Source organism: Acinetobacter sp. TY1 (assembly GCF_048551395.1).
GTDB lineage: Bacteria > Pseudomonadota > Gammaproteobacteria > Pseudomonadales > Moraxellaceae > Acinetobacter.
In genome coordinates this window covers 28712-41740 of sequence record NZ_JBLYZK010000013.1, presented here as the reverse complement: position 1 = coordinate 41740, position 13029 = coordinate 28712, and the positions used below count along the sequence as shown (strand labels likewise).

Annotated in this window: 12 protein-coding genes; 11 read left to right on the top strand and 1 reads right to left on the bottom strand. The window is 38.1% G+C overall.

The genetic code is table 11. The annotated features are described in order from the left end of the window. Positions 1-145: 145 nt before the first annotated feature. From ACK2M2_RS09610 to ACK2M2_RS09585, 6 genes are all read left to right on the top strand, one after another. Complete coding sequence (locus tag ACK2M2_RS09610) at positions 146-1096, top strand: DUF6160 family protein (RefSeq protein WP_409512268.1); 951 nt, start codon at positions 146-148, stop codon at positions 1094-1096. A gap of 213 nt (positions 1097-1309) precedes the next feature. Further along, the gene (locus ACK2M2_RS09605; protein ID WP_409512267.1) at positions 1310-2143 is read left to right on the top strand and encodes a C39 family peptidase; all 834 of its coding nucleotides are present in this window, start codon (positions 1310-1312) and stop codon (positions 2141-2143) included. A gap of 47 nt (positions 2144-2190) precedes the next feature. Further along, entirely contained in the window at positions 2191-3393 is a 1203-nt protein-coding gene (locus ACK2M2_RS09600; RefSeq protein WP_419347873.1) for a hypothetical protein, read from the top strand. Between the two features lie 12 nt (positions 3394-3405). Next, positions 3406-5070 (top strand): OmpP1/FadL family transporter, encoded by a 1665-nt coding sequence (locus ACK2M2_RS09595; RefSeq protein WP_409512265.1) that lies wholly within the window; start codon positions 3406-3408, stop codon positions 5068-5070. Continuing rightward, a complete protein-coding gene (filE, locus tag ACK2M2_RS09590; RefSeq protein WP_419347870.1) occupies positions 5070-6437 on the top strand; it encodes a putative pilus assembly protein FilE in 1368 nt (455 codons plus the stop codon). The genes ACK2M2_RS09595 and filE overlap by 1 nt, the downstream gene beginning before the upstream one ends. Positions 6438-6451: 14 nt before the next feature. After that, complete coding sequence (locus ACK2M2_RS09585) at positions 6452-8383, top strand: hypothetical protein (RefSeq protein WP_419347867.1); 1932 nt, start codon at positions 6452-6454, stop codon at positions 8381-8383. A 112-nt stretch (positions 8384-8495) separates the two neighbouring features. On the opposite strand, the gene ACK2M2_RS09580 is transcribed toward ACK2M2_RS09585, so the two are convergent. Continuing rightward, the gene (locus tag ACK2M2_RS09580) at positions 8496-9044 is read right to left on the bottom strand and encodes an NUDIX hydrolase (RefSeq protein WP_419347865.1); all 549 of its coding nucleotides are present in this window, start codon (positions 9042-9044) and stop codon (positions 8496-8498) included. A gap of 128 nt (positions 9045-9172) precedes the next feature. Here ACK2M2_RS09580 and ACK2M2_RS09575 point away from each other — a divergent pair, with 128 nt between their 5' ends. From ACK2M2_RS09575 to ACK2M2_RS09555, 5 genes are all read left to right on the top strand, one after another. Next, entirely contained in the window at positions 9173-9787 is a 615-nt protein-coding gene (locus ACK2M2_RS09575; protein WP_419347906.1) for a CoA pyrophosphatase, read from the top strand. A 121-nt stretch (positions 9788-9908) separates the two neighbouring features. Beyond that, positions 9909-10439 (top strand): gamma carbonic anhydrase family protein, encoded by a 531-nt coding sequence (locus ACK2M2_RS09570; protein WP_419347864.1) that lies wholly within the window; start codon positions 9909-9911, stop codon positions 10437-10439. 190 nt (positions 10440-10629) lie between these two features. Continuing rightward, complete coding sequence (gene tsaB, locus ACK2M2_RS09565; RefSeq protein ID WP_409512260.1) at positions 10630-11295, top strand: tRNA (adenosine(37)-N6)-threonylcarbamoyltransferase complex dimerization subunit type 1 TsaB; 666 nt, start codon at positions 10630-10632, stop codon at positions 11293-11295. Between the two features lie 25 nt (positions 11296-11320). Beyond that, positions 11321-12145: an undecaprenyl-diphosphate phosphatase gene (locus ACK2M2_RS09560; RefSeq protein ID WP_419347861.1), complete on the top strand. Its 825-nt coding sequence runs from the start codon at positions 11321-11323 to the stop codon at positions 12143-12145. Next, entirely contained in the window at positions 12139-12957 is an 819-nt protein-coding gene (locus ACK2M2_RS09555) for a class I SAM-dependent methyltransferase (protein ID WP_419347860.1), read from the top strand. The genes ACK2M2_RS09560 and ACK2M2_RS09555 overlap by 7 nt, the downstream gene beginning before the upstream one ends. Positions 12958-13029 lie beyond the last annotated feature (72 nt).

Here is a 13029-nt window from a genome sequence, read left to right as displayed (position 1 = left end):
GTTGAACAAAAAACAACATGGAGTTAATTTAAAAAGGCAAAACGGATTACTCAAGGATTGATGCTTCTGTTGTAAAAAAATAAAAACAACATGGAGCGGCGGAGAGTGGTTAAAAATGAAAAAAAATGCTCTTGGGAGAGTACACATGAAATTATTTACTAAACTTGCTTTAGTTTCTGCAGTAGCTGTAAGTTCAAATGCAATGGCTATGCAAGCTATGGATGATGCTGCATTGAGCGCAACAACAGGTCAAGATGGTATTTCTATCGGTATTGGTATCTCTAAGGTAGATATTGCTAAAGTTCACGTTTTTGATGGTGATGGTTTGGCTGCTGCTGGTGCTGCTGGTGCACCAGGTTTTGGTGGTACTGCTACAACAGGTGCAATCACTTTAAATAATGTTGTTCTTAGTGCACCTCATACTTCTGCGGGTGCTTTAGATACTACTCGTATGTTGGCTTCTGGAAATTTAGCTGATTTGACTATTGATACTGATGGTGGTGCAGGAGAACCATTCTTAAACGTTGCTGCTGCAGTGTCTGGTCTTGATATTGAGTTAGGTAAAATTGAAGTTAATGATGCAGCTGGTACTGCGGGTGCATATACTGTTGGTACAGCTAGTGCTGAAATTCTAAGTGGTTTAAGCCTGAAAACAGGTAAAATGAACGCTGTTATCCAATTGGGTAACACACCGCAAGGCGCAATGATTAAGCTTGCTGGTTCTATGACTGGTGGTCTTGAAATTAAAGATCTAGCGATTAAAGATGCATCAACTGGTGGTGGTGGTTACATCGTATTGGGCGGTATCAAAATTAAAGATACAGTTGGTAATGATTTAGCATTAGATGCTGATGTGGCTGTAACTAAACAAGGTCTTGCAATTACTGCAATGAAGGGCTCTACAGATATTTATATCACTAAAGTAGTATTAGGTGGCGGTACTGGTTTTGTTCCTAAATCAGGTGCTGTAGCTGCTACGCCTGGTACTGGTGTGGGTTCTGGTTCAATTGGTGATGTTGCGATTTCTGGCATGAAAGTATTTAATGGCGCTGCTATGACTGATCCAGGTGCTAAGATTACAATCTCTGGTCACTAAGTTTTGTTTATAGTCTAGATAAATTAAAAAAGCGCGTGAGTCCACGCGCTTTTTTTTACTTAAAAATACGATAATGATGAAGTAGTCAAAAAATTAGCTGTATTTTTTTGGAAAAGAAGGTATCTTCTAGTCACAGGGACGTAGAGTGTTTACTCTAAAAATAAAATCAACACTTTAGGCAAATTGATTGCCGATACTAGAATAGTTAAAATTATGTTAGAGATTACTTTAGGTTCGGCATTAATTTATTATTTTGCCAGCCATGCATTAGACATCAAAGAAAAGCCTGCTCAAGCTGTTTATTACACAGAACTTGCAGACTCAAGAGATAAGGCTTTTTCAAAATATCATCGTGAAGCAGTAGAAATTAAACCTGCGCTTGAAAATCAATTTCGTGGCATCGTTCGTCAGGCTTATGACTATAGTTGTGGTTCAGCGGCATTAACTACTTTACTCAATGGTTATGTTGGAACGAATTTGACCGAACAGCAAACGATGGAAGGTTTGCTCAAATTTGGTGAGTATGAACGAATTGTAGAACGTCGAAGCTTTTCATTGCTCGATATGAAACGATTTGTCACGGCTGTTGGATTGCAGAGTAATGGCTATAAAGGTGAGTTTTCCGATTTAGTTAATCAAAAACAACCTGCTATTGTACCTATTTCCTATGCTGGATTTAAACATTTCGTTGTTTTTAAAGCTTATAAGGATGGTCGAGTATATGTTGCCGATCCTGCCCTCGGTAACATCAGTTTCGATCAAGAGCGATTCAAAGAAATTTGGGAAAATAATACATTATTTATTATTAATGTCGAAGAAGGGCAACGTAAAGATATGCTTGCCCTACAAGATGCAGATCTAAGACACGTTGATGATGCAACAATCAATCGTTATGCGTTGGTCGATGCGCAATTTTCAACGGATTATATGAATAAAATTGCAGATAAAGCATCAACCATGCGAAGAGTCATTGACCAAGATAAGAACTCAGAGACGTATGGTCAGCCAATTACAACCTATATGCGACTCTATTATAAACGTAAATAAAAGATCGATTAAAAATTAGATAATCAAATTCTTTGGTAGGGAATAAAATGAATAATCAATGGATGAAAAGAACACTGCTAGCGATAAGCATTCAATTGGTCATGGGTGGTGCTTATGCAGCCAATGAGGAAAATGCTGTCGATGCAGTTGCAGAAGAAGCAACGGATGTTGCTAGCGATGCTGTTTTAGATACGGTTAGTGATGTAAAAACAGCAACACAAGACGCTGTCGCACCAATTGCAGATAAAGTCACCATCAATAAAGATGAAACACCTTCACTTAAACCTGTAGAGGGTAGTCAGGCTGCAAATGCATTACAAAAACAAGAAGGTGATGCAACACAAGAAACTAACCTTCAAGAAGTTTTTACCTCAAATGAGCGTCAATACTCTTTAATTAAAAAGGGTGAAATTTCAACATTTTATGATTTAGATTATTCTTATTACCGTGATACACAAATTAATGCGGCAATGAATGAGGGTAGTTTATATCAATTACGTGTGGATGAAGATGCAAGTCATACCATTACCAATACATTTTCATTTCAATATGGTGTACTTGATAATTTAACGTTTAGTGCGTCTGTGCCCTTGATTGCTAAATCAGACAAGATGAAAGATGCCACAACAGCAGGTTTGGGCGATATTAATTTTGGCGCACGTTGGGAGCCATTTCCACTTAAAAATGATCGCTTACCTTTAATCTTATTTGGTAGCTTATCGACTAAAACAGGTGACAGTCCTTATGAGATTAATCCAATAACGGATCTATCAACAGGTAAAGGTTATTATTCAGCAGGTATAGGTGCAAGTACACGTAAGTATATTGATCCTGTCGTTTTATTTGCTTCAGCATCTGCAAATTATGGTTTTAAAGAAACAGGTTTAAATCAAGTTCGTGGTGGTCCAGGTAGCGATACAGTCCGTATCCTAGATGAATTCGAACCAGGGATTACAGCAGGTTTCTCATTTGGTTTTGCATACTCATTTAACTATGACGTATCCATGACAATGTCATATCAACAATCCTTTAACACCAACACATCATTTACTTATACCAATGGCGAATCATACGACAGTGCAGACCAAACGAGCTCAATGTTTTCTATTGCATTGGGTGTACGTGTAAGTCCTGAAACAATTGTCAATGGAACACTTGGCATTGGCTTGACAGAAGATTCTCCTGATGTGTCATTGGGGTTATCATTCCCACTTGATATTCTTGGATTTGGTAAGAAAAAAGCAAGCTAATAGGGGTTTGGTATGAAAAACATACGCTTACGCCCGTTGGTTTCTGCAATTTTATTAACGGGATGCACGACACAAGCTTTTGCACATTTGGGCTTAAACTTGTCTGTTGATGTTCGATCTTTAACTATGGGGAATGCAGTTACTGCAGACCCTCCAGGCATTAGTGCCATTCATTTTAACCCAGCAGCTCTAACTAAACTGAAAGGTTTGCAGACGGATGTACAGGGGCTAATTGCAAATTTTGATGTGCAACGTGAATTTTCAGCACCTGCAGGCTATAACGTTTTTGGTTTTTCTGATGACCCATTAATTTGTAATGATAGTCCAGATAATCCATCAAGCTTGTGTACAGATTTCAAAGATTCTGTTCATGGTGATGTAGAATATGCAAGCTTATATATTCCAATTTTGAAGAAGGTTGTAGATTTAGGTGCGGGTTGGCCAGTAATGGCGCCAACGGGTGGTGTGTCATATAATCCACCTGGCTCTAAATTGACTTATGCAACAGCAGCTTATGCACCAATGGTTGCCGGTTTTGGTTCTGAAAATGGTAACCCTGGTAATTTTATGGGGCAGCAGGTTGCCATTGAGCGTATTACTTATTTATCGCCATCTATTGCTTATCAGGTCAGTGATGAGCTTTCGATAGGTGCATCTATTGGGATGTCATACAATGCGATTGCATTGAAAACAGACTTACGTTTCCCCAATGAAATGATTGGTGTACTACGGATGGTAGATGAATCTGTTTGTGCACCATTTAGAAATGATTCCAATGAAATTATTAACTTACTTTTGTTCGGTTTATGTAATGCCGATGAGGGGATGAATCCATTTGGTAAGTTTGGACAAATGGAAGTCCAAATGGAGCAAAGTCTCAGCCCAAGTTATAATTTAGGGTTAATGTGGGAACCAACGGACGAGTTCGGTTTTGGTATGGTTTATCAAAGTTCTGCAAAAATGCGGATGAAAGGTAAATACTTTATTGATAATGCCAATGCACCACGAGAATTAATCAAAGGTCTTAATCAGTCAGCAACAGGGCAAATTCTTGCAGCTATTTTAGGTTTTCCAGGCTATGTTCCGCCAACAGAGTCGGGTTTAATTGCAATGGATCTTGAATATCCTGCGCATTTTCAAACTGGGATAAAATATAAAATTTTACCTGATTTACAAGTAAATTTTGATTTGGGTTGGACAGATTTTAAAGCATGGGAAAAATTCAAATTTGAATTTGATCGACAAATTTCGGCTTTAAAAATTGCGAAACTTTTGTCTAATGATGTTACTGATACATCTTTAGCCTTACCACTTGGCTTCCAATCACCATGGAGTTGGGGCGTTGGTCTAGAATATTCAGCAACAGATCGTTTGAAATTACGTGCAGGTTATGAACCTCGTGCTAGTGCGATTCCAGATGATAAGCGTAATACGATGGTTCCAATTAACAATGCACAATTATTTGGTTTGGGCTTAGGGTATCGTTTTGATGAAGATACAGATATTGATCTATCTTTAGCTTTTTTACGTAGCCGAGATAATATTCCAGCCAATACGAGTAGCATGTCCAACCAAACAGGCGTAGGTAATCTGTTATTGAATCCTTATGCAGGTATGGATGTAAAAACCAATACAAAAGTTACAATTTTGGGTCTGAACTATAGAACGAGATGGTAATGGCATTGATGTTAAAAAAAATATTTAGACATACACCTTTGGCATTACTCCTGTTAACAGGAGTTTCTGCCTCGGCTGTAGGTGCAGGGTTTTATACCATTATTGGACCTGATGGACGTCCAATGGTGGTTCCTGAGCGAACATCGAAAAAAAAATCAGATGTTCCTCAAATAACAAAAACACCTGAAAAAGTAATATCTGAAAAAATCCAAAATGCGAATGTTCAGTCAAAAAAAGATGTTCATCAAGCACAACGCAATATTTCAAATCTTCCGCAAAAAGCGCAATCTGTCGTTGAACAAACTCAAAATATCGACAAGTCAGCATCAACTCAGCAACAGGCTTTAAATAAAGAAAACTCCGCTAAAAAAGTTGACCAAGTCGTGGTTGCCAAAGTAGCTGTCGTTCCAACGACTCAAAAAGTTGAAATATCTGAAAAAGTAGATGCAACTCGTAAAGAGCCACAGCCAATCGTGACTGAAAAAATAAATATTCCTATATCAGTTAATCATTCAGATCAGCCATCTACGACTTCATCGACACAGGTTATACACAGTGATGTAAAACAGAAGTCTTTATTGGTAAATAAGCAAGCTGAAACACAATTTACTCAAACTCAACAAGCGTTAAAAGTAGATGAAAAAATTCAATCACAAGACGATCAAAAGCCGAATAACTTTGTTGAAATTGATGGTGTTCAGTATGTAAATAATGAATATTTAGAAGAACGTGAATTTAATTTGGAAGGTAAAAAGCGTTTTTATATCATGCCTGAAGCAGGTTCATCAGGTGCAGGTCATCATGTTGAAACCGTAGAGAGAGAAAAAGGTCTTGGTCATTCATTGATTGAAAAAATTCAGAAACAGAAGCCTGAAATTGCTAAGACAATTGCCTTGTCACCAACGTATTATCGTTTGCCTAAAACAGAAGTTGTTGAGTCGCTACAAAAAGCTTGTTTTACGGATAAAAAAGTTACAAAGGCAAAGATATTAGATTTAAAAAATAAGGATGTCGGATTTTGGCCTGTTGCGCCAATCAAAGATGATTTTGCTTATGAAGTGGTCAAGCTTGATCAACAGGTCGAAAATGTTTTATTGACCTCTTATGCTTCGTCACAAAAATCACCAAGTTATTATTGGCCTTTAGTGGTCTTTTTAGATCAAAAAGGTTGCGTGGTTGAAGGCGTTAGTGGTTTTAAAAATCAAAATCTTGACGAAAACAATATGCAACATGCTGCAATGGAAGGTATTCTGAAAAAGCCAGAAACGGCATCATATATGTTTATGACGCCACTTTCTGCAGCAGTGGATGCTGAAAATATGCAATTAACAAATCAGGGACAAATTAAGCTTAGCGTTATTCGCTAAGTGATGAGAAGAGAATGATGAATAAAAAATATATTTTACCTTTTACATTAACAGGTTTAGTTTCTGCACTGGCTGCATGTGGCGGTGGTGGTGAAAGCGCAACAATTTTTGAAGATCCCAACAAAGGTGTGGTTACGACCACCAATGGTTGTAGTGATTCATCTGAAAAATGTTTAGCATTCTATGTTGATTATCCTGTTGAAGGCTTGAACTTTGACTGTAGTACAGATACTAAAAACCATTTTATTACAGAAATGGATGGTGGTTTGGCGTCGGGTGGTTGTGCTGTCGGTGATAAAGCGAGTTTTTATATTCAAGGTACGCAAACGTCACGTAAAATTTCTTTAGGTGTGATTGATCTTACAAAAATACGTCCACTGAAAGTGACAGGACAGCCCGCAGCAATTGGGCTGATTGATATTGCTACAGCAATGACTGGTAAAGCACCAACACAAATGAATATGAATGATGATACATTCAAAGTCATGGTTGGATTGGTTCGTGTTATGCAAGCGGTTGGAACCGCTCAGGATGCAAGTGTTGAAGGTGATGTTCAACCCATCGAACTGACCAATGAATTGAAGAATAATCTAAGTAAAATTGCATCGGATGTTGATGTAAAAAATTTCCTTGATGGCAGTTATGTCAATATTTTACAACCATGGTTGAATATTGGAGCGATTGATCAACAAGCTGCTGAAAAAGTCGCAGTACAATTAATCAATTTATCTGATGTGGGGCTGTATACTGCAAATTTCCTTGCAATTAAACAAGGTAGTGTCGATCTAGGTGGCTTCTTTGGTACAACTACATCTGGAAGTGGTATTGAATCTATTGCAAATCTCTACGCACTGACTAATCGTCAAGGTTTTTCTACAGGTTATGCTGTGCAATGGATGGGTAAGCCTGTAACAACGGGTGAAAATATTATTAGCACGATTGGTCGAATTAATTTATTGACACAGAGTGTACCAAATAAATTAAATGCTCAAGGTACAAGCAATTGGATTAATTCATTTACGAAAAAAATTGGAACACCATTTGTTTTACAGTCACCATCGAATATTGCGGATCGACTTGAAATTTATCAAGGTGCCTTACTAAATGGTATGACTATTCCTGGTACTGAGTTTATGTACAAGCAAATTACAGGGGATACTAAAGCACCGACGGATAATTCAGTCTATGGTCGTTGGAGACAATCTGCTGGCAATGAACAATTGACAGGTTCAATTGATATATATAAAACTAACCCTGCAACCTATCTTGATAAACAGGTTTTTAGCACGATTAATAATGTGAAATCAGGTGAAAAGTATATATTCCCATTGTATGCAAATCTGACTTTTAAGTTTAGCGATTCGTCAGTTTCTGATGTTAAATTGGGTATTGTTGTTGATGAAAATGGTGATATTCGAACCAATATTGGACGTAATGCAACAGTAAATGATATGTCATCGGCTGAATGTGTGAGTGTTGATGATTCAACTTATAAAGATACTAATGGTGTACAGCAATATCGTGTGGGTACAACAGGGGCTGCAAACTTTGGCGTTAGTGATAAATCATTGACCATTCGTATGATTTTAGCAAATCCTGCATTTGGTAATATTGATGGTGCATTGATAGGTTTAAATGAAAGTCTGATGTTCTTGCCACAGGATAGTTCAGGAAAAATAACATCTTATAGCTCTGGTGGTGTGCGCTTAAATCTACAAAATTTAATTGTAGGTAATGTGTCAGCAGGTATTAATATTACAGGTTGGGATGGTGCAGCTGCGACTAATGCTGAGTGGGGGAATTTGTTAGCGATGTCGCAGGTTGTTTATAACTCAGTCAAAGATAACGAAAAGAAGGTAACTGCTGAACAAAAAGAGTTAGCAAAACGTACGAGTGGTATTATTACCATTGATTTACCATCTTGTTATACTGTGAAAACTAAATAATAAAATTTAATTATTATAAAAAACCATCCTTTGGGATGGTTTTTTATTTGCTTGATTGAGTCAATATGAAAATGTGTTTATAAAAAGTCTCAACAACATTTAATTAATTCAATTAGCCCGTATGATCTAAACGAGAACCTAAAGTTTCTAAATGCATTGGAAAGCTTCCCGTTTTTTGATCTGCAAAATAATGGCGTAAAGTGCGTTCTACACTTGGAAATGCCAAGTCACCCCATGGAATTTCGTGTTCTTCAAATAAGCGACTTTCAATGGTTTCATCACCTGCACCAAATTGACCATCAATGAGTGTAGATTTGAATAGTACATAAATTTGTCCTATTCGTGGAATGTCATACATACAGTATAATTCACCGATGCTGACTTCGGCTTCGGCTTCTTCACGGGTTTCACGTGCTGCACCCTGTGCCATCGTTTCTTGTAATTCCATATAACCTGCGGGCAATGTCCACAGTCCATAGCGCGGCTCAATGGCACGGCGACACAGTAGAACTTTGTTGTCCCAAAGAACAAGTGAACCACAAATGACTTTAGGATTGACATAATGGATTGTTGCGCAATGTGTACATACCTTTCGAATTTTTTGATCACCTAAAGGAATTTTTTCTATTGTTTTATGACCGCATGTTGTGCAAAAACTCATAAGCTTCATGAACCAAAGATGATGACTCAGCATAGCGTAAAAATGCTTATTTCGCATCATTTATAGCCGAATACATGAAATTTCATATATGATATTAAAAGAATAAGAAAATGGCGATGAGGGAAAGAATGCAGGATGCTTTACTGACACAAGTTTTACAGCAAAGACTCCGTTTTGCTAAACGAACACACCCCGCAAAAGCTGCTGTTCTAATTGCCATTACAGATGAAGCTGATCCTAAGGTATTGCTAACACGCCGCTCGGTTTATCTTAATAATCATGCAGGTGAAGTTTCTTTTCCCGGTGGAAAACGTGATCCCTCCGATACCAGTAATATTGTGGTTGCACTGCGTGAAGCATGGGAAGAAACAGCCTTAAATCCTTTTGATGTCAAGTTGTTGGGCGATTTACCCATGGAACTTGCTAAGAGTGGTATGACGGTTAAACCCGTTGTGGGATTGATTCCTGCAAATGTCCAACTGATTGCTCAGCCGACTGAAATTGATCGCATTTTTTATGCACCTTTACAAAAATTAATGGATGCAAAGCCCATTCCGTATGAGGTACGTTTGGCACATCAATCGGTTTATTTTCCAAGCTTAAGAATTGAAAATGAGATCATTTGGGGGTTAACGGCTCGTATTCTTATTTCATTGTTTCAATATGGGCTTAATCATCAAAAAAATTGGCCATTTTTACTGAATTCACCAAGTTTTCAATCTAAAATTTTAAATAAAAAATAGCACGATATTTTGATTTATCTAAGTGTGGTTTAAATTATCAATATAGCAAAAGGGCACAATGGAAGAGTACGGTGAATGAAAAAATCGTATTGATACAGGAACGTATTCGAGGCATAAAGTTATGATGTATATCTTTAAAGGACATTCACCGAAAGCACTTCATCAACCATGGGATGGTTGGGTCGCAGACAATGCGACTGTTATTGGTCAGGTGGAAATGGGGCAAAAAGTAAATATTTGGTTTGGCGCAGTGATTCGTGGTGATAATTCCGTAATTCGGATTGGTGACTTTAGTAATGTGCAAGAAAATGCTGTATTGCATACCGATGCAGGTATTGAGCTAAATATAGGAGCTTATGTCACCATTGGACATCAAGCGATGCTACACGGCTGTACTATTGGTGATAACAGCTTGATTGGTATCAATGCTGTCGTACTGAATAACGCAGTAATTGGAAAAAACTGTATTATTGGCGCCAATGCGTTGGTACCTGAAAGAATGGTGATTCCTCACAATTCACTTGTGGTCGGTTCGCCTGCAAAAGTGATTCGTACTTTAGATGATCAAGCAGAAGTTCGTTTGAAACTAAGCGCAATGCATTATGCAGAACATTTTAAAGACTTTGTTAATTTAGAAAAATTTGAATTTTAAATAGAATCAAGCTCAGCAAAAAATGACCTAGCACAGCGTAAATCAAAAAGCCGATGATGTGGAATTCACAGATCGGCTTTTTTATCTTTGTGTTTAATCGGCTAAACAAGGAATATTTTGAGAAATTCTCGCAGGATTAAAATGAGTGGAGTATCATGGACGGCATTTTCAAAGTGAAGTAGGGTTGTGCATGAAATTGCTGGCACTGGAAACTGCTAATGAGCAGTGTTCTGTTTCAATAGTCGATGAAGATCAGACACTTTATTTTCAGTGTGATCTACGAGCAAAGGCACAAACTCAGACGATTTTACCGTTAATTGAGCAAGGTTTGCAGGAAACACAAACGGAACTTACCGATTTAACTGCGATTGCATTTAGTCGTGGGCCAGGTTCTTTTAGTGGTGTGCGCATTAATGCGGCAGTGACACAAGCATTGGCATGGGCAAATGATTTGCCTGTAATACCTGTTTCAACATTGCAAGCATTGGCGCAAGCTGCATATCGTGAACTTGGTTTACGTGAAGTGACTGCGGTACTTGATGCGCGCATGCAAGAAGTCTATATGGCGAGTTATCAGCTTGATGATCAAAACATTATGCAAGCCATTGATGAAGAAAAAATGCTGGATTATGTTCAAGGTGCAACGTATCAAAAATTTACAATAATCGGTTCAGGTTCAGCTTTAATTAAGGCTGATTTGGAATCATACCCGCAGATTACTGCCCATGCGGATGATATTGCGACAATTGCACGTGCATTGGCAAAAAAACAGCAATGGTTAAGTGCTGAAATGGCATTGCCTGTCTATTTACGTGATAACGCATGGAAAAAAATTGCAGATCAAGGCAAACCATAATTTTATAGAATATTTGGAATAGTACATGGATCTTTTACTGCTGCTGAAAGCGGCAATCATGGGTATCGTAGAAGGCATTACCGAGTTTTTGCCTATTTCGAGTACAGGACATTTAATCCTTGCATCGGAATTGATGAATTTTTGGACCAAAGAAAAGAGTGATGTTTTTGTGATTGCGATCCAAATGGGTGCAATTGCGGCAGTGATTTATGAATATTGGGCACGTCTTTGGGGTGCGGCAACAGGTATTGTCACAGGTGAAGAAAAAGGTCGTCGTTTGGGTATAGGCTTAATTTTGGCTTCGATTCCAATTGTGATTATCGGATTGACTTTGGGGCAGACAGTAAAAGCATTATTATTCAATGATATTGCCATTGCGATTGGTTTGATTGTTGGTGGTTTGATTATTATATGGGTGGAGAAAAATCCACCCGTTGTTCGTGCACAAGAAGTTGATGATTTAACCATTAAAGATGCAGTATGGATTGGCTTAATTCAAGTATTGTCTTTAATTCCAGGTACATCACGTTCAGGCGCAACGATTATTGGTGCGATGATGTTGGGCGTATCACGTAAGGCAGCGACAGAATTTTCGTTCTTCTTAGGTATTCCTGTAATCGTGGGAGCAGGTTTACTTGATCTATATCAAAGTTATCATGTATTCCAAGGTGCGGCTGATTGGGCGGTGATTGCCGTTGGTTTATTGGTTTCATTTATTTCGGCACTTATTCTTATTCGTGTACTTGTGGCTTATGTGGCAAAACGTGATTTTATGATTTTTGCATGGTATCGCATTGCATCAGGTTTAGTAATTTTATTGTTTGCATTCACAGGTTGGAAATTATGGTAAGCGAGCTTCGCTTATACACTGAAGCACAATATTTAGAGAAAGCACAGACATATCAGTCTGTGCTTTCTTTACGTGGTGTGGATGTAAATATTGAGTTAGTTGAAAAACTTAATGCCCGTTTTTTACGGTTGAATCCTGAAATGGCATTGTGTGCAGATGACGCAGGTTTATGGCTCAGTGCCAATGGCATGAAAATGCAACCTGACTGGAAAGCAGAAATTCCACGTTTAAAACGTGCAAGCCTTAAATCTGAAATGATTGCACGTGCGTGTAATTTATCCGAAAAGCCATCGCTAATTGATGCTACGGCAGGGCTAGGGCATGATAGTTTGCTCATGGCAGCACTTGGTGCGCAGGTTACACTGATTGAACGGCATCCGATTTTATTTACCCTACTTGAAGATGCGCAAGCACAATCTCGCCATGATCCCTTTTTAGGTCTAGTGGTTGATCGTATTCAGTTGGTTTTCTCAGATTCAGCCGCTTATTTACAACAGTTAGCTGAGCAGGAAAAAATGGTTGATGTGACTTATCTCGATCCGATGTTTCCGCAACGTGATCAAAATTTACAAGCCGTCAAAAAACAGGCACAAGTAAAAAAGCAAATGCAACTACTGCATATGCTTTTACCTGAAGATGGTGAAATGGATTTGGGTGATTATCTTTTAGTCTTAGCACGGAAAATATCCAAGCGTGTTGTGGTAAAAAGACCGAGACTTGCAATTTTTCTTGATGATCAATCACCCGACCATCAATGGCAGGGCGATGCATGTCGTTTTGATGCCTATTTCAATAAACAAGTTATTGAGTAATTTGGTAATTGTTTCAATATTTATGTAAGAACTGATATATAGTTATTCAAGTGTTGCATAAAACTTAAGCAA